The sequence below is a fragment of the Winogradskya consettensis genome (genome assembly GCF_018332715.1).
GTDB classification, from domain to species: Bacteria; Actinomycetota; Actinomycetes; order Mycobacteriales; family Micromonosporaceae; genus Actinoplanes; species Actinoplanes consettensis.
On record NZ_BOQP01000003.1, the window covers coordinates 82,961 to 102,069 of the forward strand.

22 protein-coding genes and 13 tRNA genes are annotated in these 19,109 nt (G+C 66.1%); 12 read left to right on the top strand and 23 right to left on the bottom strand.

All coding sequences use genetic code 11. From position 1 onward, the window contains the following. Window positions 1-57: 57 nt before the first annotated feature. The 3 genes from Aco04nite_RS02190 (at window position 58) to Aco04nite_RS02200 (ending at window position 2,370) form a co-directional block, all read left to right on the top strand. Complete coding sequence (locus Aco04nite_RS02190; RefSeq protein WP_212995516.1) at window positions 58-879, top strand: DMT family protein; 822 nt, start codon at window positions 58-60, stop codon at window positions 877-879. Beyond that, window positions 872-1,492, top strand: a complete 621-nt coding sequence (locus Aco04nite_RS02195) for an L-threonylcarbamoyladenylate synthase (protein WP_212995517.1) — start codon at window positions 872-874, stop codon at window positions 1,490-1,492. Before Aco04nite_RS02190 ends, Aco04nite_RS02195 begins: the two co-directional genes overlap by 8 nt. Window positions 1,493-1,587: 95 nt before the next feature. Then, window positions 1,588-2,370, top strand: coding sequence for a sulfotransferase family protein (locus Aco04nite_RS02200; protein WP_244875690.1), 783 nt, complete (start codon window positions 1,588-1,590; stop codon window positions 2,368-2,370). Window positions 2,371-2,405: 35 nt separating this feature from the next. Here the strand turns inward: Aco04nite_RS02200 and Aco04nite_RS02205 are convergent, their stop codons facing one another. Together Aco04nite_RS02205 and Aco04nite_RS02210 are read right to left on the bottom strand one after the other, a co-directional pair. After that, window positions 2,406-2,969: an NADPH-dependent FMN reductase gene (locus Aco04nite_RS02205; protein WP_212995519.1), complete on the bottom strand. Its 564-nt coding sequence runs from the start codon at window positions 2,967-2,969 to the stop codon at window positions 2,406-2,408. Between the two features lie 10 nt (window positions 2,970-2,979). Further along, window positions 2,980-3,426, bottom strand: a complete 447-nt coding sequence (locus Aco04nite_RS02210; RefSeq protein WP_212995520.1) for a MarR family winged helix-turn-helix transcriptional regulator — start codon at window positions 3,424-3,426, stop codon at window positions 2,980-2,982. Window positions 3,427-3,517: 91 nt separating this feature from the next. On the opposite strand from Aco04nite_RS02210, the gene Aco04nite_RS02215 reads away from it, so the two are divergent. Both Aco04nite_RS02215 and Aco04nite_RS02220 read left to right on the top strand, forming a co-directional pair. After that, window positions 3,518-5,560 carry an LLM class flavin-dependent oxidoreductase gene (locus Aco04nite_RS02215; protein WP_212995521.1) on the top strand — a complete coding sequence of 681 codons (2,043 nt, stop codon included), beginning with the start codon at window positions 3,518-3,520 and terminating at the stop codon, window positions 5,558-5,560. Continuing rightward, window positions 5,557-6,453, top strand: coding sequence for an LLM class flavin-dependent oxidoreductase (locus Aco04nite_RS02220; RefSeq protein WP_212995522.1), 897 nt, complete (start codon window positions 5,557-5,559; stop codon window positions 6,451-6,453). The genes Aco04nite_RS02215 and Aco04nite_RS02220 overlap by 4 nt, the downstream gene beginning before the upstream one ends. Here the strand turns inward: Aco04nite_RS02220 and Aco04nite_RS02225 are convergent. The 5 genes from Aco04nite_RS02225 to Aco04nite_RS02245 are packed head-to-tail and all read right to left on the bottom strand — an operon-like array spanning window position 6,450 to window position 9,421. Continuing rightward, window positions 6,450-6,905: an SRPBCC family protein gene (locus Aco04nite_RS02225; RefSeq protein WP_212995523.1), complete on the bottom strand. Its 456-nt coding sequence runs from the start codon at window positions 6,903-6,905 to the stop codon at window positions 6,450-6,452. The genes Aco04nite_RS02220 and Aco04nite_RS02225 overlap by 4 nt on opposite strands. Window positions 6,906-6,914: 9 nt before the next feature. Then, entirely contained in the window at window positions 6,915-7,685 is a 771-nt protein-coding gene (locus Aco04nite_RS02230) for a MerR family transcriptional regulator (protein WP_212995524.1), read from the bottom strand. Between the two features lie 5 nt (window positions 7,686-7,690). Next, the gene (locus Aco04nite_RS02235) at window positions 7,691-8,440 is read right to left on the bottom strand and encodes an ABC transporter permease (protein WP_212995525.1); all 750 of its coding nucleotides are present in this window, start codon (window positions 8,438-8,440) and stop codon (window positions 7,691-7,693) included. After that, window positions 8,437-9,225 carry an ABC transporter ATP-binding protein gene (locus Aco04nite_RS02240; protein ID WP_280519301.1) on the bottom strand — a complete coding sequence of 263 codons (789 nt, stop codon included), beginning with the start codon at window positions 9,223-9,225 and terminating at the stop codon, window positions 8,437-8,439. Before Aco04nite_RS02240 ends, Aco04nite_RS02235 begins: the two co-directional genes overlap by 4 nt. A gap of 13 nt (window positions 9,226-9,238) precedes the next feature. Continuing rightward, the gene (locus tag Aco04nite_RS02245) at window positions 9,239-9,421 is read right to left on the bottom strand and encodes a hypothetical protein (protein WP_212995526.1); all 183 of its coding nucleotides are present in this window, start codon (window positions 9,419-9,421) and stop codon (window positions 9,239-9,241) included. Between the two features lie 136 nt (window positions 9,422-9,557). On the opposite strand from Aco04nite_RS02245, the gene Aco04nite_RS02250 reads away from it, so the two are divergent. Continuing rightward, entirely contained in the window at window positions 9,558-10,691 is a 1,134-nt protein-coding gene (locus Aco04nite_RS02250) for a hypothetical protein (RefSeq protein ID WP_212995527.1), read from the top strand. A gap of 88 nt (window positions 10,692-10,779) precedes the next feature. On the opposite strand, the gene Aco04nite_RS02255 is transcribed toward Aco04nite_RS02250, so the two are convergent. Further along, window positions 10,780-10,852, bottom strand: a tRNA-Arg gene (locus tag Aco04nite_RS02255). Between the two features lie 1,049 nt (window positions 10,853-11,901). Between Aco04nite_RS02255 and Aco04nite_RS02260 the strand changes: the two genes are divergently transcribed. Genes Aco04nite_RS02260 through Aco04nite_RS02270 form a run of 3 tightly spaced genes read left to right on the top strand, consistent with a single transcriptional unit; the run spans window position 11,902 to window position 13,065 of the window. Continuing rightward, window positions 11,902-12,378, top strand: coding sequence for a Panacea domain-containing protein (locus Aco04nite_RS02260; RefSeq protein WP_212995528.1), 477 nt, complete (start codon window positions 11,902-11,904; stop codon window positions 12,376-12,378). 16 nt (window positions 12,379-12,394) lie between these two features. After that, complete coding sequence (locus Aco04nite_RS02265) at window positions 12,395-12,718, top strand: hypothetical protein (RefSeq protein ID WP_212995529.1); 324 nt, start codon at window positions 12,395-12,397, stop codon at window positions 12,716-12,718. Continuing rightward, window positions 12,715-13,065 carry a hypothetical protein gene (locus tag Aco04nite_RS02270; RefSeq protein ID WP_212995530.1) on the top strand — a complete coding sequence of 117 codons (351 nt, stop codon included), beginning with the start codon at window positions 12,715-12,717 and terminating at the stop codon, window positions 13,063-13,065. Before Aco04nite_RS02265 ends, Aco04nite_RS02270 begins: the two co-directional genes overlap by 4 nt. Window positions 13,066-13,281: 216 nt before the next feature. Here the strand turns inward: Aco04nite_RS02270 and Aco04nite_RS02275 are convergent, their stop codons facing one another. After that, window positions 13,282-14,475 (bottom strand): hypothetical protein, encoded by a 1,194-nt coding sequence (locus tag Aco04nite_RS02275; protein ID WP_212995531.1) that lies wholly within the window; start codon window positions 14,473-14,475, stop codon window positions 13,282-13,284. Window positions 14,476-14,618: 143 nt separating this feature from the next. On the opposite strand from Aco04nite_RS02275, the gene hxlB reads away from it, so the two are divergent. After that, window positions 14,619-15,203 (top strand): 6-phospho-3-hexuloisomerase, encoded by a 585-nt coding sequence (gene hxlB, locus Aco04nite_RS02280; RefSeq protein ID WP_212995532.1) that lies wholly within the window; start codon window positions 14,619-14,621, stop codon window positions 15,201-15,203. 28 nt (window positions 15,204-15,231) lie between these two features. Here the strand turns inward: hxlB and Aco04nite_RS02285 are convergent, their stop codons facing one another. Then, window positions 15,232-15,669, bottom strand: coding sequence for a hypothetical protein (locus Aco04nite_RS02285; protein ID WP_212995533.1), 438 nt, complete (start codon window positions 15,667-15,669; stop codon window positions 15,232-15,234). 397 nt (window positions 15,670-16,066) lie between these two features. On the opposite strand from Aco04nite_RS02285, the gene Aco04nite_RS02290 reads away from it, so the two are divergent. Then, the gene (locus Aco04nite_RS02290) at window positions 16,067-16,291 is read left to right on the top strand and encodes a hypothetical protein (RefSeq protein ID WP_203836614.1); all 225 of its coding nucleotides are present in this window, start codon (window positions 16,067-16,069) and stop codon (window positions 16,289-16,291) included. Window positions 16,292-16,336: 45 nt separating this feature from the next. On the opposite strand, the gene Aco04nite_RS02295 is transcribed toward Aco04nite_RS02290, so the two are convergent. Then, on the bottom strand, window positions 16,337-16,546 hold the full coding sequence (locus Aco04nite_RS02295) for a hypothetical protein (protein WP_244875691.1): 210 nt from the start codon (window positions 16,544-16,546) through the stop codon (window positions 16,337-16,339). A gap of 310 nt (window positions 16,547-16,856) precedes the next feature. On the opposite strand from Aco04nite_RS02295, the gene Aco04nite_RS02300 reads away from it, so the two are divergent. Next, window positions 16,857-17,717, top strand: coding sequence for an NAD-dependent epimerase/dehydratase family protein (locus Aco04nite_RS02300; RefSeq protein WP_212995534.1), 861 nt, complete (start codon window positions 16,857-16,859; stop codon window positions 17,715-17,717). 66 nt (window positions 17,718-17,783) lie between these two features. Here the strand turns inward: Aco04nite_RS02300 and Aco04nite_RS02305 are convergent. From Aco04nite_RS02305 to Aco04nite_RS02360, 12 genes are all read right to left on the bottom strand, one after another. Continuing rightward, window positions 17,784-17,857: transfer RNA gene (locus tag Aco04nite_RS02305), tRNA-Glu, on the bottom strand. 14 nt (window positions 17,858-17,871) lie between these two features. Continuing rightward, window positions 17,872-17,945, bottom strand: a tRNA-Ser gene (locus tag Aco04nite_RS02310). A gap of 3 nt (window positions 17,946-17,948) precedes the next feature. Next, a tRNA-Met gene (locus Aco04nite_RS02315) sits at window positions 17,949-18,021 on the bottom strand. Between the two features lie 2 nt (window positions 18,022-18,023). Then, a tRNA-Lys gene (locus Aco04nite_RS02320) sits at window positions 18,024-18,096 on the bottom strand. A 41-nt stretch (window positions 18,097-18,137) separates the two neighbouring features. Further along, a tRNA-Ser gene (locus Aco04nite_RS02325) sits at window positions 18,138-18,226 on the bottom strand. Between the two features lie 51 nt (window positions 18,227-18,277). Then, window positions 18,278-18,351: transfer RNA gene (locus Aco04nite_RS02330), tRNA-Arg, on the bottom strand. Between the two features lie 4 nt (window positions 18,352-18,355). After that, window positions 18,356-18,427, bottom strand: a tRNA-Asp gene (locus tag Aco04nite_RS02335). A 38-nt stretch (window positions 18,428-18,465) separates the two neighbouring features. After that, window positions 18,466-18,538: transfer RNA gene (locus Aco04nite_RS02340), tRNA-Leu, on the bottom strand. 51 nt (window positions 18,539-18,589) lie between these two features. Next, window positions 18,590-18,663: transfer RNA gene (locus Aco04nite_RS02345), tRNA-Gln, on the bottom strand. Window positions 18,664-18,668: 5 nt separating this feature from the next. Continuing rightward, window positions 18,669-18,739: transfer RNA gene (locus Aco04nite_RS02350), tRNA-Gly, on the bottom strand. Between the two features lies 1 nt (window position 18,740). Next, window positions 18,741-18,814 (bottom strand) — tRNA-Glu (locus Aco04nite_RS02355). Window positions 18,815-18,883: 69 nt separating this feature from the next. Next, window positions 18,884-18,955: transfer RNA gene (locus Aco04nite_RS02360), tRNA-Trp, on the bottom strand. Window positions 18,956-19,109: the final 154 nt, after the last annotated feature.

Here is a 19,109-nt window from a genome sequence, read left to right on the forward strand (position 1 = left end):
GGGACTACCGCACAGGGAGGACGCGCCGGGTAACGGTCCGCGCGTACGGTCGAATTCATGGGGGTTGTCGTCGCGGTCCTGCTCTGCGTCACCTCTGCGGTGGCGTATGCGGCCGCGGCGGTGCTGCAGGAACGCGTAGCCGAAAAGCACCTCGGGACCCTCCTGCGCCTGCCCGTCTGGTGGGCGGCGATCGCGTTGAACGGGCTCGGTGCGCTCCTGCACGTCGGCGCCCTCCGCTTCGGCCCGTTGTCCCTGGTCCAGCCGTTCGGAGTGCTGACCCTCGTGCTCGCTGTGCCCATGGGCGCGGTGCTGGCACGCCGCGCCGTCACCCACATCGAATGGCACGGCATCGCCATGACCGTTCTCGGGCTCGGCGGCATCCTCGCGCTCGCGGGCTCGGCCGGTGTCGGGGTCCTCAGTGGTGCCCAGCTCATCGGGCTGCTATTGATCACCGCCGCCGCACTGACCGCGCTGGGTGCCTGGAGCGCGTCCGGTCTTTGGGCCGCGGCCGCGGGAGGCATCGCGTTCGGCGTCTCATCGGCGCTGACCCAGACCGTCGTGGTGAATCTGACCGGCGACGGCATCGGAATCCTCGGGATCGTCACCGTCGTGGCCATCGCGGTGCTGGCCTGCGCGGGGCTGCTCTTCTCCCAGCGCTCCTACCGCGACGGCCTCGGCGCGCCGCTGGCCGTCGGCACCCTCGCCAACCCCGTGGCCGCCGCCGCGATCGGCCTCATCCTGCTGGGCGAGCGGGTCGCGGGCGGCTCGGTGGGCGCGGTGGTCGCCGCCTGCAGCGCGCTGGCCGCGGCGCTGGGCGTGATCTTGCTGGCGCGCGCCCGCGTCGTCAGCGATCACCCCCTAGTCTCAACAGGTGGCTAAGTACTTCGACGTGCACCCGGACAACCCGCAGCCCCGATCCATCAACCAGGTCGTGGGGATCCTGCAGGACGACGGGCTGATCGCGTACCCGACGGACAGCTGTTACGCGCTCGGATGCCGGATCGGCAACGCCGGAGGGCTCGACCGGATCCGCGAGATCCGCCATCTCGGCAGCGGTCACCACTTCACCCTGGTCTGCCGCGACTTCGCCCAGCTCGGCCAGTTCGTGCAGATCAGCAACGCGGTGTTCCGCCTGGTCAAGGCATCGACGCCGGGCAGCTACACGTTCATTCTGCCGGCCACCCGCGAGGTGCCCCGGCGCCTGCTGCACCCCAAGAAGAAGACCGTGGGGGTACGCATCCCGGAGCACGCGGTCACGCAGGCGATCCTCGCCGAGCTGGGGGAGCCGCTGCTGTCCAGCACGCTGCTGCTGCCCGGCGAGGAGGAGCCGCTGACCCAGGGCTGGGAGATCAAGGAACGCCTCGACCACTCGCTCGACGCGGTGATCGACTCCGGGGAGTGCGGCACCGTGCCGACCACCGTCGTCGACCTCTCCGAGGGCGAACCCGAGATCCTGCGGGTCGGGGCCGGAGACCCCGCCCGTTTCGAGTGAACTCTTAGGAAATCCACAGCATCTGGATTTCTTCTCCACAAAGTCGACCCCTAGGGTCAACTTTCATGGCATGGCGAAAAAGGGTTAATGTCCGTTTGGCGCGCAGCACCGGCATGCAGGTCGTCCGGCGCGAAGGCAAGCTCCGGCTGATCCCGAACCCCCACCGCGAGCTGTCCGCACCGGCCTTCATCTTCTCGTCGGTGCGCTCCGGCTCAACCCTGCTCCGCATGATCCTCGACAGCCACACCGACGTGTACGCCCCGCACGAGCTCCATCTGGCCCACGTCAGGGTGAAACTCGAGATCCCGGCCGCCCAGAAAGCAATGGACGCCCTCGGCTTCAACGAACGCGAACTGCAGAACATGGTCTGGGACCGGCTCCTCACCCGCGCCCTGCAGAACAGCGGCAAGAAGATCCTGGTGGAGAAGACCCCCAACCTGGTCTTCCAATGGTCCCGCGTCGGCCAGGCCTTCCCCGACGCCAAATTCATCTACCTCCTACGCCACCCCGCCGCCATCCTCGACTCCTGGCAACGCGCCCGCACCGCGCAGACTGAGGAGGAAGCAATCGCCAGCGTCACCAAATACCTGACCGCGTTGCGCGAGGCCCGCACCAACCTCCCGGGCGGCCACACGGTCCGCTACGAGGACCTCACCCGCGACCCGGCCGCGGAAGCCAAGAAGATCTGCAACTACCTCGGGGTCGACTTCCAGCCCGCCATGGTCGACTACGGCAATGCCGACCACGGCCCGCTCGTGGCAGGCCTCGGCGACTGGCAGGAAAAGATCCAGACCGGCGCGGTCCAACAGGCCCGCCCCGTCCCCACGATCGACCTCCCCGACAAACTCAAGGTTCTCGCGGCCGATCTGGGCTACTGAGGACGGGGCGGCTTCGCGCAGCCGCCCCGCGACCGTTACTTGCGCAGCGTGGAGAGTGCACCGTGCAGGCGGGCCAGTTCGTTCACCATTGGGGCGATGCCCGCGGTGATGACCTCGTTGGGGGTGAATTCGCCCTCGTCGTTGAGGAACTGGCCGGCGAAGGGGATCGGGACCGCTTCGAAGATGGGGACCATGCGCAGGGTGGTGACGACCTGCTTGAGGGCCTGGGTGGCGCGGAGGCCGGCGGAGACGCCGCCGTAGCTCACGAAGGCGACCGGCTTGTCCGCCCATTCCTGGTGGAGGTAGTCGATGGCGTTCTTGATCGTGGCGTTGAAGCTGTAGTTGTATTCGGGGTGCACGATCACGAAGGCGTCGCCGCGGGCGATGGTCTCGCTCCAGCGCAGGGTGTGCTCTTTGGTGTACTGGCGCAGCCGCGGGTGGTTGGGCTCGTCCAGCAGGGGCAGGTCGAACTCCGCGAGGTCGACCAGCTCGACGTCGAACGCGCCGACCTGGGATGCGGCCTCGGCCGCCCAGGTGGCGATCGGGAGGCCGATGCGGCCGGGACGCGTACTGGCCACGATGACCTGAAGAATGGGCATGATCTCGACTTTAGTGCGCGTGGTGCGGCAGATCCTGCGTGAGCCTGGCCACGACCTGGTCGGAGATCGTGGCGAGCGCGGTGAGTTGCTCGGCGGAGAGGACGTCGCCGAAGTAGCGCCGGACAGCGGCTTCGTGGCAGTCGCGCGCGGCGGCGATCTGTTCGCGACCCTTGTCGGTGAGGTGGATCACCGCGCCCGGGGCTTTTTCGATCAGTCCGCGCTGCTCCATCCGGCGCAGCTGGTGTGACAGGCGGGATTTCTCCCAGGCCAGGCCACAGCGCAGGGCGATGGAGCGCACACTGCTGTCCTGGGACTGCTCCAGGAAGAACAGGATGTCGTAGTCGGCCTCCGACAGCCCGGTGGAGCGGCCCAGCTCGCGGTTGATCTGCCCGTTCAGCAGCATCCGCATGCGCTGGTACGCCTGCCACGCGGCGGAGACGTCGGGGGTCGTGGTCACGCGTTGGATATTACGTCTGTTTGCAGATCACCGGCTGGTTGATGTATCAACGAGTTGACACATCAACCACGGTTCGTGGAGGGCTACCGCGATGAAGCACCCGCTACGGTTCGGCGCACTGGTCACCACGGTGGCCGACGCGGTCCGCGCCGAGGAACTGGGCTACGACCTCGTGGCGGTCTCCGGCAGCCCCGCGCCCGCCGAAGACCCCTGGACGCTGCTGACCTGGATCGCCGGGCGGACCGAGCGGATCGGGCTCGCCGTCATCGGGCTCGATGTGTCGCAGCGGGAGCCCACCGTGCTCGCCCGCGCGGCGGCCAGCCTCGACCTGCTCTCCGGTGGGCGGCTCAACCTCGGGCTCAGTGGCGATCATCTCAACGAGGTGACCGATATCGTGCGCGGCGTCCTGGACGCGGGGGAGACCGGTCCGCTGCGCCATCTCGGCAGGCACCACCGGGTCCCGCAGGCCCAGCGCGGGCCGCTGCCGGCGCACCGGATCCCGCTGTGGCTGAGCGGGAACGAGCAGCTCGCCGGGCGTACGGCGGATGGCTGGGTTGCTGCCTCGGAGGACATTGATGATCTCGTCACGGCGTACAAGTCGATTGATGAGGCCGCGGCAGAAGCCGGGCGTGACCCGCTCGAGGTTCGTCGGATTTTGATCATCGAGCCGGGACTGACCGCGGATGATCTTCTCACGCTCGGCGCGGACACCTTCCTCGTGCGTGGTGTTCCCGAACTCACGTCGTGGGAAGGCTTGCGGGAAGCCGCAGGGCCGTCCGTCTTTCGACCCGCATCAGTACGCGCAAAGCGCCGCCCCGGCATCGCCTACGACTCCCTCCCCACGAGCCTCGCCGAAACCGCCGTCGAACCGGGCGACCTGGACTACGCGCGAGTCCGATCGACCTATATGCGCGGCGGCGCTCCGGGCCTCGTGCTGCGACCGCGCACCACCGCCGAGGTCGTGGACGCGCTCGCCTACGTCCGCGAGCACCCCGAGCTGCCGTTCAGCGTGCGCAGCGCCGGCCACGGGGTCAGCGGACGCTCCACGAACGACGGTGGCATCGTGCTCAGCGTCGCGGCGCTGAACACGATCGAGATCCTCGACGAGTCGCGGCGCCTCATCCGGGTCGGGCCGGGCGCACGCTGGGCGGACGTGGCGCAGGCACTGCTTCCGTACGGCTGGGCGCTGAGCTCGGGCGACTATGGCGGCGTGGGCGTCGGGGGTCTGGCGACCGCGGGCGGGGTCGGCTGGCTGGCCCGTAAACACGGCCTCACCATCGACCACCTGACCGCCGTGGAAATGGTCCTCGCCGACGGCTCGATCGTGCGCGCCTCAGCCACCGAGAATGCGGATCTCTTCTGGGCAGTGCGGGGTGCCGGCGCCAATTTCGGCGTCGTCACGTCCTTTGAATTCGAGGTGTACGAGGTCGGCAACGTCGGTTTCGCGCAACTCGTGGTGGCCGCCGACGACCAGGCCGAGCTGCTGGTCAAATGGGGCCGGGCGATCGAGGCCGCACCGCGCGACGTCAGCGGCCAGCTCATCATGGGCCCACCCCGCGCCGGACAACCCGCTTTCGCCCAGCTGATGGCCGTGGTCGACAACGACGACCCCGAAACGATCGTCGAACAGCTCCAGCCGATCGCCGCGGTGGCCCCGCTCTATCAGCAGAACGTCATTCTCACGCCGTACGCGGGAGTCATGGCGAACGCGGCCGACGGCTATCACCAGGGCGCGGGCGAACCGACCTCACGCTCAGGCCTGATCGAACACCTGACGCCGGAATTCGCCCGGGCAGCCGTCACGTTGCTGAACAGCGGCGCGGTGCATTGGTTCCAGATCCGCACGGTCGGCGGGGCGATCAGCGATGTGCCTTCGGATGCCACCGCGTACGCCCATCGGTCAGCGAATTTCTCGGTCATCGTGATGGGCTCCTCGAAGCGCCGGGTGGATGCCGCGTGGGCCGAGCTCAGCGAGCATTTCGAGGGTCTCTACCTGAGCTTCGAGACCGACCTCTCGGCACTCGAAAACGCATTCCCGCCGGCCACTCTCGTGCGGCTGCGCGAGCTGAAACTGCGTTACGACCCGCACAACCTCTTCCGCGACAACTTCAACATCACTGTGGAGACGCGATGACCGACTACGGCCACGACCTGCTTTTCGGTACGTTCATCACGCCCACGGCCCAGCCGGTGCAGCAGGCGGTCGAGCTGGCCGTGGTCGCCGATCGGGCCGGGCTCGACCTGGCTACATTTCAGGACCACCCCTATCTGCCGCGCTTTCATGACACCTGGACCTTGATTTCGTACGCCGCGGCGCTCACGTCCCGGATCCGTTTGAGTGGCAACGTCTTGAGCCTTCCGTTACGGCAGCCGGCCCTGCTGGCCCGTAGTCACGCGAGCCTGGACAGGCTGAGCGGCGGCCGCATCGAAATGGCGCTGGGAGCCGGCGCTTTCTGGGACGGCATCGAGGCGATGGGTGCTCGGCGTCTTTCCGCCGGTGAGTCCGTCGCGGCGCTCGGCGAGGCGATCAAGGTTGTCCGCGCGGTGTGGGATTCTTCGGCTACCGGCCCGGTGAACATTCATGGCGAGTATTACCAGGTATCCGGTCTCAAACGCGGCCCGGCGCCGGCGCACGACATGAGCATCTGGGTCGGCGCGTACAAGCCGAAGATGCTGCGCCTGATCGGTAAGGCCGCCGACGGGGTGCTGCCGTCGCTCTCGTACCTCAAGGGCGGCCCGGCCGACTACGCCGAGATCAACAAGCACGTCGACGACAGCGCGCTCGCTGCCGGTCGCGAACCGGCCGCTGTGCGCCGCCTGCTCAACATCAACGGCACGTTCAGCCAATTCGGCCGCTCATTCCTGGACGGCCCGGCCGAGCAGTGGGCCGAAGACCTCGCCGGCCTCACCCTCGAACACGGCATCAGCACCTTCATCCTCGCCACCGACGACCCGTCCGCCATCGAGGAATTCGCCGCCGAGGTGGCCCCCGCCGTCCGCGAACTCGTCGCCGCCGAAAGGGGCTAACGCCCCTCGACCTCGCGGGACATCGCTTTCAGCATCATTACGAAACCCGCCTTGCCGACCAGGGACAACAGCGGCGCACCGAACCGGGTCACCCGCACCGGCGTCACCGTCACGTCCTCGTCCCAGACGACCCGGCACCGGCCGCCGGGCAGGGGCGTCAGCGAGAACCAGGCCCGGCCGTGCAGCACTCGGCCGAGCTTCACGACCTCACAGAACCCCCGCTCGTCGCCGTCCGGCGGCTCCCACCGGACCACCCGCATCGGATCGTCGAACGCGACCGGCCCCACACCGGTCCGCCCGACAAACTCCGCCCCGACCCCATCGGCCCGATCCGTCGTCACCCACACGCGCGTGAGCGGCACCCAGTCCCCATGCCGCGGCCAATCAACCAGGGCGTCCCAGACCTTCGTCGCGGGAGCGCCCACCTCCGAGCTCACCGTGAATCTGGCCATGACTCGAAGCTACTCCGTGACCCGCTCCATCCGGGTCCAACTGACCCAGCCGCGCTCGCGCATGAGTTCCCGCATCCGGGTCGCCCGCGGGTCGTACTCCACAGCGAGAGCATCCAGAAGATCGAACGGCAGGTCGTCCTTGGCATCCGGGTCCAGGTCGGTGTGGCCGGCAGCGGCCGCCTGCTCGGCGAGCTCAGCCATGATGTCGGCGGCCTCCACCAGAAGTGGCTCGTCGATCGCCGTGCTGTCAGCGATCGTGGAGAGGATCTGGTAGAGCTTCACGACCCTCGGGTCCTTCAGCTCCTCGAATTTCGCCGGAATCCATTCGCGGACGCGGTCGGGCCAGCGAGCCGTGATCAGGATCCATCCGTCCCGCTCACCCTCCATCACCCGCCCGGTCACCCCGATCTCCCGGAGCCGATCGAGATAGGCGACCACCTCCGGCGGAAGCGTCAGGCCCTCCCCGCTGGTGAGCTGCGCGATCTGCTTGCGGCTGGTCTCCAGCCGGTCAATCTCGCCCCGCAGTTGATCATCGATCTGGGCGATCGCCTCGGCGAAGGCGGGCGCGCCGGCTTCGAGCATCCGAGCGATCCGAGCCAGCGGCACCCCGGCGTCGGCGAGCGTGCGGATCTTGACGAGCCGCAGGACCGCCGTCGGCCCGTACCGTCGATATCCGGAAGCATCCCGCTCCGGCTCGGGCAGCAATCCGATCTGGTGATAATGCCGCACCGCCCGCACCGTAACGCCGGCGTAGGCCGCTACCTGGCTGATCGTCAGCATTCTCGTCAGGCGATCTTGCGGCGATAGGTCACGGTGGCCAGCACATAGGCGACCAGAAGAACCCCGAGGCACCAGCCGAGGGCGATCCAGACGCCGTTACCGACCGACTCCTGGGCGAACAGATCCCGGATCGTGTTGACGATGGCGGTCGCCGGCTGATGCTCCGCGAAGGCACGCACCGGCCCGGGCATGGAATCAGTGGGCACAAAAGCCGAACTGATGAAAGGCAGAAATATCAGCGGGTACGAGAAAGCACTCGCACCGTCCACGGACTTCGCGGTGAGCCCGGGAATCACGGCGATCCACGTCAGCGCCAGCGTGAACAACACCAGAATCCCGGCGGCCCCGAGCCACGCCCAGAAGTTCGCCCCGCTCCGGAACCCCATCACCAGGGCAACGAGGACAACGACCACCAGCGAGATCAGGTTCGCGATCAGGGACGTCAGCACATGCGCCCACAACACGGCTGACCGCGCGATCGGCATCGACTGGAAGCGCTCGAAGATCCCACTCTGCAGATCCAGGAACAACCGATAAGCGGTGTACGCGATCCCCGACGCGATCGTGATGAGCAGAATGCCGGGCAGCTGATAGTTGACGTACGAGTCCGACCCCGTCCGGATCGCGCCCCCGAACACGTACACAAACAGCAGCATGAAGGCAACCGGCATGATCGCAGTCGTGATGATGGTGTCCGGGCTGCGCGCGATATGACGCAGCGACCGGCCCAGCAGAGTAGCGGTGTCCCGAATCATTTCCGGCTCCCCACCAGGCTCAGAAAGACATCCTCAAGCGTCGGCTGCTTCTCGACATACTCCACCTCGGCGGCCGGCAACAACCGCTTGAGCTCCTGCAGCGTCCCGTTCACCAGAATCCGCCCCTCGTGCAGGATCGCGATCCGATCGGCGAGCTGCTCCGCCTCATCCAGATACTGCGTCGTGAGCAGCACGGTCGTACCACCCTTCGCGAGCTCCTTCACCGCCGCCCACACCTCGATCCGCCCCTCCGGATCAAGCCCGGCGGTCGGCTCATCGAGAAAAATAACCGGCGGCTCCCCGATCAGGCTCATGGCGATGTCCAGCCGTCGCCGCATCCCCCCGGAATAGGTCGCCACCCGCCGCCCGCCGGCCTCACTCAGCGAGAACCGCTCCAGCAGCGCATCCGCGATCGCACCCGCCCCCTCGAGATGCCGCAGCCTGGCAACCAGAACAAGATTCTCCCGCCCGGTCAGAATCTCGTCCACCGCCGCGAACTGCCCGGTGAGACTGATCGACTTCCGCACCTCCGCAGCCTGCGTCCCGACATCAAAACCGTTGACCTGTGCAGCCCCGCCATCCGCCTTCAACAAGGTGGACAAAATCTTCACCACGGTGGTCTTCCCGGCCCCATTCGACCCGAGCAACGCGAAAATGCTCCCCTTGACCACCTCAAATTCCACGCCGCGCAGCACACGCAGCTCCTTGAACGACTTTTCCAGGCCATGAACCCGAATCGCCTCACCACTCATGCCCGCCAGCATGGAGGGTTGACGCAGCGTCATAGTCAAGCCCGCCTTAGGCAGGCTGCCCGTGCATCTCCCGGATCTGCGGAAGATACAAAGCCCCCACCGCCGGATACTTCTGGCAGACCCGCTCGGCGCGGTCCAGGCTGTCGACCTCGCCGGTGGCCCGGAAGTGCTTCGACAACACCAGCACCAGCTCCCCGGCACGCTCGTAGGTCGCCTTGGAGGGGCTCATCCGGGCGACAGCATCACCGCCCGCCGCGCTGTCCAGGCCCGTGCATGGCGAGGCGGTTTCACCCACACGAGTGAAGCCGTTCAGAACCGTCGGTAGGGTTGTCCGATCCATATCGGATTCATGATCGGGAGCGCCGGTGGTTGATCCAGCAGTTTTGGAACGGGCGGGTGATCTCAAGGGTGAGCTGGTGGCGTTCTCCCAGCGGCCCCGGTACGAACGTGCCGCGTCCGAGTTCCTCGACAGGTACGGCAGCGGGTCAGAGGAACTCGACGAGCAGCGGCTGATCCTGCTGTGGGACTGCTTCGTGCTGGAGCACAAGCTGGTCAACGGCCGCACCGTGGTGGAGCAGTTCGTCGCGGCGAACCCGCAGTTGCCCGAGGCGGAGCGGGAGATGCTGCTGGGCTGGCGGGACGTCGTGCAGGGCCCGTTCGAGGTGCTTCGCCGCGATGGTCCGGCGCTGCTGGTGCAGAGCCTGGTGGACGACCTGACCTATCGGGTGCGTTCCAACATGGGACCCGGCATCTTCCGGCGTACGCCACGCGGGTCTTTCCTCATCGCCCGTCTGGTCGCGGTTGGTGACGAGTGGATGCTGTCCGGCCCGATCACCTTGCTGCGCGCCGCTGAACGGGATATCGCTTACGGGCTGGCGATGGACATGGCGTTGCGGACCCCGGAGGCGGTGTTCCGGAACCCGGACAAGCTGGCGCTGGCGTGGGAGCAGCAGCGCGCCGACCGGGATCGGTTCGTCAGGTTCTTCGGCTCCGACCTGGTCGTGGTCCCCGGTGAGCAGGCGCAGGAGAGGTTGAACGCCTTCTACGCGTTCTGCCGGGAGGAGATCCTCGGCCGACCGGAACCCGACGGACCACCCGCCGGAGTCGCGGTGACGTTGTCGCCGGCGATGGTCGACTCCGACACGGTGGCGCTGATCTATGACGAGACGGACGGAATCGGCTTCTACGCCGAGTTCGGCCTCGTCGCGCAGGCATTCGCCAACCCCGACCTGCTGCGGCGCCGCCGGTGGCGTGAACACACGCTGCAGTACCTGCACGATGACAGCGTGGAGCCGATGGTGCTCCGGCGGCTGGCCGAGCAGGACCCGGACAAGGCGACCATCGTGTTCCGGCGGTTGCTGAAGCGGCCGAAATTCGACTGGAGCCGTGACGCCGAGAACCTGCTCCGCGAGATCAAACCGGACTACTACACCCGGCCGCCGCGTCCTCATATCAGCCCGGTGAGTGAACGACTGGCAGCGTTCGTCGCCCAGCAATGAGCCACAGTCGCAGCGCAACACAAACAGATAGCCCGGACCTACGAGAACGTAGGTCCGGGCTATTCCGATGTCACGAGACATCACAGCGTGCCCCCGGCAGGAATCGAACCTGCGACACACGGTTTAGGAAACCGATGCTCTATCCCCTGAGCTACGAGGGCCTACGGCCCATATCGTACCTAGCTGGGGATATCCACGAGTGCCCGGGTGTCCCGTCGGGTGCCCACCGGTGCCGTCTGGTCAACCGGTGGGGGTTCGTTGCTGTTCGGAGGACGTGTCGAGCAAATTTCGCGCACACGCGATTCGGTGTGCCCGGCGGTGACCGCGGGCGCCCAGCGCTGATGGGTGCTATCCGCTCGCCGAGCACGTTCAGAGCACTCTCGGCGACTCTGAGCTGGGAAAACATTTCGCCGGACGACTTGATGTTCGCAAGGGGCAGGCGATCGTTCGTCCGCCGGTACCGCGGGGTGCGCCTCCTGCGGCAGCGTCGCCGGGCATCTCGCGCGCGAGGTGCCCGGCGCGTGGCTTCGCTGGGCTAACGCGGTCTGCCGCCGAACGGCGGCGGGCTAGCGCCTCAGCACCGTGCGGGCGCCAGAAGGAGTTCGGAGACCAGTTCGACATCGTCTGGTGTGACATCGCTACCAACGGCGGCACCGATCCAACGGAGCGCCTGGTCGGGTAGCCGGGTCGAGGATGAGCCTGATGATGTCGAGCAAGTCGGTGCCGGGCTTGCCAATCGAACGGTTCATGACTGCCTGAAGTTACATTGCCACCAACGGCGCGGCTCAGCGACTGGCGTGGGCACTTCGAAGCGCTCGCTGGTGGCCCGGACAACCTCACGCGTGGCCACCGCCTCGTCGGCGACTCCGCCGCTCCGCATTCCCGCCTGTTGCACCTCTGGGCCGATCCCAAGGACACCCTAATCGCGGGCATCGACGGCCCATCGCTCGTCGCACCCGGCTGCAGACCACTAAGAGTGCGGCGTCACTGGAAGTGCCGTGCACGCGAAGTGACCCCGAGCAGGAAAGATCAAATCGATGAATATCAACGGCTAGTCGGATCGAGGACAGAGTCGGACGGACGACACTATTACTGTGAGTACGCATCACGTTGACGGAGTGAGAGGGGCAGCGTGCCAATCGCGGCGAGTCTCCAAGTTCCGTCCGTCCAAAGGAATGCGATCAAGGACGGCGCGAAATACGGTGCGCCGATGACTACGAGCGCCAACTCCGTCATCGCCGCCATCGATGCCCGCCGCCCGGGCCTGAAACTCGCCAAAAAATACTCGCTGCTGTTCTTCGTCCAGGGCCACCACATCGCCCACTTCGACACTCCGCTGTTCGACGAACCCATCACCGCCACCGACCGCGGTGTCTCGGTCCCGGACGCCGACGGAAGCCCGGCAGAGCAGCCGGACAGCGAAGGCCCGCTCAACACCATCGGCTACGTCATCGAGCGCTACGGCGCCCTGTCGCCGGCCGACCTTCGCACCCTCATCCAGTCATCGCAGCCGTGGCAGGCCGCGACCAAGCCAGGAGGCGGCGGGCGCATCGACCCGGACATCCTGCGTGACTGGTTCCGCCGCGACGACGAAACCAACGACCCCGACGACGAACGGCCCAACCGGGCCGAACGCGCCCAGGCCGAAGAACTCTGGAAGACACATAAGGCGCAGCAAGCCTCCTGACCTGCGAGGGAGCGGTATGGCCGAACCGTATGGCCCGTGGCGGCTCGACGACTTCGAATCGAAGCTCCACGAGTGGAGCCCGACCGTTCCGCTCCCCGGCGAGGTTTATGCCGACATCCAAAGGTGGATCAGCACCCGCGTTGACCGTCCAAGGGGCAACGCCGTCTTGGTCGACGGTGAGGAAAACGTATGGCAAGCCCCGGTGACCTACCTGCCCGATCTAGACAGCGGTCTGCAGCGGGTGGTGTGCGCCTACCGCATCATCGAGGCCGAACATCGGATCGTGTGCGAGCTGTTCGCGGTCCTGCCAACCTCGATCGGCCCAAAGGCGGACACGTGAGCAGCCACTGGGAGCTGAAAGAGTTCAAAGTGCTGTTTCCTCGCTGGCGCGATCTCAGCGAGCCGAAACCTCCCGCGGCCGTGGTGAAGCGCGTCGACATCTGGTGGCGTGGCCTCGGGTTCTCCCCTGATCGTCCGCGCGCTGACCGGGTCAGCCCGGACCGGGACCCTGTCGGCAACCTATGGTGGACATGGGTTCCGAACGGCGACTGGACCGACGAGCAAACACGCCGTTTCCGGGTCGCCTGCTACGTGCGAGTCTTCGAGCACGATGATCCGCGGCGGATTGTCTGCGAGAAGTTCGAGACGTGCGAGGCCACACCACCGCCTACAGGAGCCGACGGCTAAATTTCGGCATACCCGCCAGGAGCCTGGATCCCTACGAGCCAACTACCGAGGACGAGTCCGGCGAGGACGTGCGGCGCAAATTTCGCACCTGTCGCCCGACGGTGACCGCGGGGCCCATCAGTCATTTGTAGTGCCATCCACTCGCCGAGCGCGTTCGGAGCACTCGCGGTGACTCTGAGCTGGGAAACATCTTCGCCGGACGACTTCATGGCTTTCTTACGCGTCACCGCCTGCCATTCGGGGTTCGCCAGGGGACGCGAATCGTCCGGTGACCCGACCAGGTGTTTCGGCCAAGTGCCTCAGGCGTCGGTTGCTGTCGAAGACCTGCTTGGCGACTCGTGCACCGAGCTGCTCTTTGCGTGAGCCGGCGTAAGTGGCGAGGGTCGTGACCATGTCAGGCCATCCGTTGACCACGAAACTGGTGAGCGCTCCGACGCCGGCCGCAAGAAGTAGGTCGATGCCATCGTCGACGAGGCGGGAGTGCGCCCGAACTCCGGCGTTGCGGGCGGCGTCGACGGCGGTATCGAGTGCCCGGGTCTCGCTTGTTCGATGAGGAAGGTCGATCAGTTCTGCCAAGACCGCGGTCCGTACCAGTCGGACGTTGTCCGCCCAGAGACGGATCCGGCGATCGGCGTCTCGTTCCGCGAACCCACTGGCCCAGAGCAGTTGGGCCATGAAACGTTCGCTGTTGGTCAGTTCGTACGGGACGGGCGGAAGATCCGCCTCCGGGAGCTCGGGAAGTAACGGGCCGCGGATCGGGTGGTGCATGACCTGGATGCCGGCGCTACGAGCGACGAGATCGTGGTACCGGCCGCGAAGCAGGATGGACAGCACGTGGGCCCGGCTCACCAGCTCGTACAAGTCGCTGTCGGTGCCGAGCGTGGCTGCTTCCGAGGAGTGCTCCCAGGCCCGTGCCAGCTCTTGGTCGCCGACTTCAAGGACCGCGGACAACGGCGCACGGAGGCTGAGGTCGAACAAGCCGCCGACCCGCAACGTCGTTGCCTCTCGGTTGGCGCCCAAGGCGGTGGCCAGCCATTGATCAAAACCACACTTCGGCCCGTACAGCTTGTCGGGGTCCGACATGCAGGTGTCGACGATCTGGCGGAGGCGAGTCGTGTTGTCCTGCGCCCAACGTTTGACGTCGGTAGCGGTGCGGTCCACTGTGTTCGATGGCAGTTGCGCGCTGTCGACGAGGTCGGTTACTGCCATCCGCAGGACGTCATGGGGCCCCTTGGTGGACAGGCGTCTGCTGCCTGGGCTCGGCAAAACCCGAAACTGTCGCCCATGGACGATGCCGCAGGTGGCTTGGATGCTCGACACCGCTGACCAGCGGTAAGCATCGCGCATGGGGCCGGCGTAGCTGTTCGCCACCTCAGTGAGACTTGCCCAATCGATGAAGCCTTGAGCCACCCGGTCCTCCGTCTGGCTGTGCGCGTCTTCCGGCGCTGACAAGGATGCGGGGGAGCGCCATCTTCACCCTCTGCTTCCACTTTAACCCCGGCTTGCACTACCGGGTGGAACCATGAGGGTTGTGGCACCGAAGCCCGCCAGAGATGGGAGACATCGACATGTCTACGCACCAGAGCGTCCAAGCAGGTTGCGTCCAGGCCGTAAACGAGGTCGAACAAGTCGCCCGCGAGATGACATGGCAGCCATGGGAAGAGTTGCCGGCGCTGCTGCGTCAGGCTCGTGCCGTCTTCCTCGTCGGCAACGGGCGGAGCGGGTTCGTGGCTCGCATGGCCGCCATGCGCCTGATGCACGTCGGCCTGGCTACGCATGTCGTGGGAGAAACGACGACGCCAGCTATCGCCGCCGATGATGTCTTGATCGCGGTCTCGGGCTCAGGCTCGACCAACGCCATCGTGTACGCCGCTCGGCAGGCCACCGACAGCGGCGCGACCGTCGTCGCCGTCACCGCAAACCCCGGCTCTGACCTGGCCAAGGTCGCCAAGGTGGTCCTACTTGTCCCCGCGCCGGAGAAGACAGACCATGGCGACGCCCGAGGCTCCCAGCAGTACGCCGGCTCGCTGTTCGAGCAGGTTGTGCTGTTCGCCTTCGAAGGAGTCTTCAACTCGCTCTGGCAAGCGAGCGGAACCGACGCCGGAAAGATGTACAAGCGCCACGCGAACCTCGGCTGACCGGCCGCTTCGGACGTGAGAACCGCTGCTACGCGAGTCGCACCATGACCGACGATGCCATCGCGAAATTCTCTATTGCCTCGTCCAGGCTCCGCACCGCGTTCTGGAGAAAGGCGGCATCGTGAGCCACGACGGCGACCAGTAGCTGCTGCCGTGCCAGTTCCAACTCCAATAAGGTGGTCTTCACTTCCGCGGAGGAGGGGCCCGCCTTAAGCCCACGGACGGCGGCACTGTACCGCGCGTCGTGCTCAACGAGTCGAGCCGATGAAGGAGTTCCATCTGCCGATGGTGCAGTGGCAGTCGCCCGCAGTTCTTCGGAGGATCGGATCACCTCGACGGTCAGTTGTTTTGTCCGCAGGCCGACGGCCGCTTCCCGCCGCTCGGTTGCGCGCCGAAGGATTATCGCCGCTACTGCGGCCACGACAACCCCGGAAACGATGAAAATCAGACCAACTCGATCGGGCACTCCGAACCGCCCCTCAAGGTCATCCCTGTGTTTGCCCTCGGCGCCGACTGTACTGACCAGCTCTCAACTTTCCCGAGAAGGTCTTCTGCAGGAATGCCTGAGCAAGTCCATCACCGACTCGGGTGGCGTACAACACGCTATCCGTTCCACGCGCCTGACACCTGGTCTCGCAACACCTAGTCTAACTATGCCGCCGGTGCGGCGGTGGGCGCCGCGGAGGGTGTAAGCCAGGAGTTGTTCCCAGGTGGTGGTGGCGATCATGCGGGCTCATCGGCGGGCGCGGGTGGCGCATGCCTACTACTACTGAGGTGTTTGATCTTTCGGGGTTGGGTAACGGTAGGGTCTCACCCGCGCCGGGCGTCCGCTCGGTGGTTCCCTACAGTGAGGAACGCATGCAATGGCGATCTCCGTGAACCTCGACGCTGCTCTGGTCAAGGCCTACGAGTCCACTCCGCTGGCCGAGCTGGTCAACGCTCCCGTCACCGCGCTTGCGGGGGTCAGCGACGCGGACGGTGAGGCGCTGCAGAAGGCGTTCAACATCAAGACGGTTGGCGACCTCGCCGGCAACAAGTACATCAAGGCCGCTCAGGCGATCGCGGAACTGAGCCGCATCTCCAAGTAGGCCCCGACGGCGGCAGGTGTGGCGGGAACGTCACACCTGCCGTTTTCAGTTGAGCGTCAGTACGTCACCCGCGTGAATCGCCGCGGCAGTGTCAACGGCGATGGTGGTCTTCCCCGCGCCGGAGCCGGAATGGAACTCGATCGCCCGGATCACCGCGCCGGTCAGTTCGTCGCCGACGTGGAGTGGGTCGCCCTCCAGGATCCCGGTGACGAAGAGCCAGGCACGGCCGGAGATCCGGTCGGTTCTCTCAACCACAAATCGGGTCCTTCTGAGGACCCACACTCTCCCTACCTCTACAAGTACGCCGTCAGCGCGATCGACTACCAAAATTGTCTCGCCCGTCCGCTCGGTTCGAGGCGTGGGGAAGTCGACGCTCAGGACGCGAATGGGCTGACCGGTGGCGGCGTCACGTAAGCGGGGGATGCCGGTGAATTCGACGGACCTGCCCACGACGATGAGGCCTCCGCGGGCGGGGACGTCGTGTACCTCGGTGATGACGAATTGCGGGGCGCCCATGGCGTGCCAGGATAGGGCTGAAGACCGCCGCGGACCAAGGGAGAACGGCATGCCTCGTGTTGTTGTTACGGGTGGGGCGGGGAAGCTTGGGCGGGCGGTGGTCTCGGAGCTTGTCGCGTACGGATGGGATGTTGTTGTTTTTGATCGGGTGAGGCCGGCCGGGGCGGAGGCGGCGGGGGTGGTGTTCGTTCCCGTTGATCTGACGGAGTACGGGCAGGTGCTCGACGCCATGCACGGGGTGGAGGAGCGGTACAGCGGGGTTGATGCGCTGGTGCATCTCGCGGCGATTCCGGCTCCGGGGATTGCGCCTGATCAGGTGACGTTCAGCAACAACATGAACTCCAGTTTCCACGTGGTGACGGCGGCCCGGCGGGTTGGCGTACGGAATATCGTGTGGGCTTCCAGTGAGACCGTGCTGGGTTTGCCGTTTGATGTTCCGCCGCCCTACATTCCGGTGGACGAGGGGTACGCGCCGCGGCCCGAGTCAACGTATTCGCTGGTCAAGACGCTGGAGGAGCGGATGGCCGGGGAGCTTTGCCGGTGGGATCCGTCGTTGAAGATGATCGGGCTGCGGTTCTCGAATGTGATGGAGCCGGGCGACTATGCGGCGTTCCCGTCGTTCGATGCCGATGCGCAGCTGCGGAAGTGGAATCTGTGGGGCTACATCGACGCCCGCGATGGTGCGCAGGCGACGCGGCTGGCCTTGGAGAGCACCGCAACGGGCGCCGAGGTCTACATCATCGCCAATGCGGACACAGTGATGTCGCGGCCCAATGCGGAATTGGTCGCCGAGGTGTTCCCGGGGGTGGAGATCCGCGGTGAGCTCGGGGTCAACGACACCTTGTTGTCGATCGACAAGGCTCGTCGCGACCTGGGCTACGCGCCGCGCTACAGCTGGCGCGACGAATAGGCGCGGCGAGTAGAGGCGGCGAGTAGGCGCGGCGAGTAGGTCTGCAGTGGATGGCACGGGGTTGAGCAGCGCGGACGGGACTTGAACCCGCAAATTCCCGGGTGAAAGCCGGGTGACTCTACCTGTTCGTCCACCGCGCCTCGGGCGACGATCGTGTTCCGACCTGGATTTGAACCAGGGTCCTCCGTCTTGTCGAAACGGCGCTCTACCAAGCTGAGCCATCGGAACGGGAGCGGGAGCCGGATTTGAACCGGCGATCTCGGGCTTATGAGGCCCGCGAGCACTCCGAGCTGCTCTGTCCCGCAGTGCGCCGTGCAGGGCTCGAACCTGCGACAAGCCGATTAAAAGTCGGCCGCTCTACCAGCTGAGCTAACGGCGCTTGCTGTGTCTTGCCTTGCAGAAAAGGCGGGCCTTGTGTTGCGGAGGAGGGCGGGGTCGAACCGCCACGGGTGTTGAGCCCCAACCGTTTTCGAGACGGTGGCCGGCGCCGGCTGTCGGCTGGCTCCTCCCTGTGAAGCTTGCGAAATCTCGACTGTTCAGCCGCGGAATTGCGGAAAACGTGTCCCCAGCAGGATTCGAACCTGCGGCCTCGACGTTCGTAGCGTCGCGCGCTGTCCAGCTGCGCCATGGGGACCTTGCGCCGACGACGGGGATCGAACCCGCGACCTTCCGCTCGACAGGCGGACGCTCTACCACTGAGCTACATCGACAAGTTTCAAGAGGGGCTACATCAGCAAACCGTGCTGCGTACCCGGAGGGGGATTCGAACCCTCAACCTTCCGACCCTGAATCGGACGCCTCTGCCATTGGGCTACCCGGGCTTGACACTGAGCCGGCGACAAACCGGCAAGCTGCCGGCGAGAACCGGCAAGCTGCGAGCGGAGGACTCGAACCTCCAACCTCCCGGTTCAGAGCCGGGCGTGCTGCCAGATTGCACCAGCTCGCATCGCGAGCGGCTGCGGGGAGTCGAACCCCGGTATCCGCCATGGCAAGGCGGCGCACTGCCGTTGTGCTACAGCCGCGTCGTCCGTCCGGGGGTCGAACCCGGTCTTTCGGATCGAGAGTCCGATGGTCTACCCACCTCAGCCTCACGGACGTATTCTGCCGCCATTAAAATCGGCGGCAGGCATGTGCCATCCACTGTTTAATTACCAAATAGCAAAGCGCACGGGTGACAGGAATCGAACCTGCAACCTTCGGATTTGGAGGCCGGTGCTCTACCGTTGAGCTACACCCGTAGGGTACGAAAAAGCCGCCCCGTCCTCGGCTGAGGTGGGCGGCGCAGACGCAGACTAAATCTGCTCTACCCGCACCATCGCTCCAGCTCACGGCCCTGCAGCGAGAGACCTCGCAGCGACCGACCTCGCAGTGATCGCCAGACCAGGGACTGTT

Excerpts from the sequence above, each read along its gene's own strand:
- Aco04nite_RS02190 (WP_212995516.1), top strand. The coding sequence starts at position 58 with ATGGGGGTTGTCGTCGCGGTCCTGCTCTGCGTCACCTCTGCGGTGGCG.
- Aco04nite_RS02205 (WP_212995519.1), bottom strand. The coding sequence starts at position 2,969 with ATGCCCATTCTTCAGGTCATCGTGGCCAGTACGCGTCCCGGCCGCATC.
- Aco04nite_RS02215 (WP_212995521.1), top strand. The coding sequence starts at position 3,518 with ATGAAGCACCCGCTACGGTTCGGCGCACTGGTCACCACGGTGGCCGAC.
- Aco04nite_RS02220 (WP_212995522.1), top strand. The coding sequence starts at position 5,557 with ATGACCGACTACGGCCACGACCTGCTTTTCGGTACGTTCATCACGCCC.
- Aco04nite_RS02225 (WP_212995523.1), bottom strand. The coding sequence starts at position 6,905 with ATGGCCAGATTCACGGTGAGCTCGGAGGTGGGCGCTCCCGCGACGAAG.
- Aco04nite_RS02230 (WP_212995524.1), bottom strand. The coding sequence starts at position 7,685 with ATGCTGACGATCAGCCAGGTAGCGGCCTACGCCGGCGTTACGGTGCGG.
- Aco04nite_RS02235 (WP_212995525.1), bottom strand. The coding sequence starts at position 8,440 with ATGATTCGGGACACCGCTACTCTGCTGGGCCGGTCGCTGCGTCATATC.
- Aco04nite_RS02240 (WP_280519301.1), bottom strand. The coding sequence starts at position 9,225 with ATGACGCTGCGTCAACCCTCCATGCTGGCGGGCATGAGTGGTGAGGCG.
- Aco04nite_RS02245 (WP_212995526.1), bottom strand. The coding sequence starts at position 9,421 with ATGAGCCCCTCCAAGGCGACCTACGAGCGTGCCGGGGAGCTGGTGCTG.
- Aco04nite_RS02260 (WP_212995528.1), top strand. The coding sequence starts at position 11,902 with ATGACTACGAGCGCCAACTCCGTCATCGCCGCCATCGATGCCCGCCGC.
- Aco04nite_RS02265 (WP_212995529.1), top strand. The coding sequence starts at position 12,395 with ATGGCCGAACCGTATGGCCCGTGGCGGCTCGACGACTTCGAATCGAAG.
- hxlB (WP_212995532.1), top strand. The coding sequence starts at position 14,619 with ATGGGAGACATCGACATGTCTACGCACCAGAGCGTCCAAGCAGGTTGC.
- Aco04nite_RS02290 (WP_203836614.1), top strand. The coding sequence starts at position 16,067 with ATGGCGATCTCCGTGAACCTCGACGCTGCTCTGGTCAAGGCCTACGAG.
- Aco04nite_RS02300 (WP_212995534.1), top strand. The coding sequence starts at position 16,857 with ATGCCTCGTGTTGTTGTTACGGGTGGGGCGGGGAAGCTTGGGCGGGCG.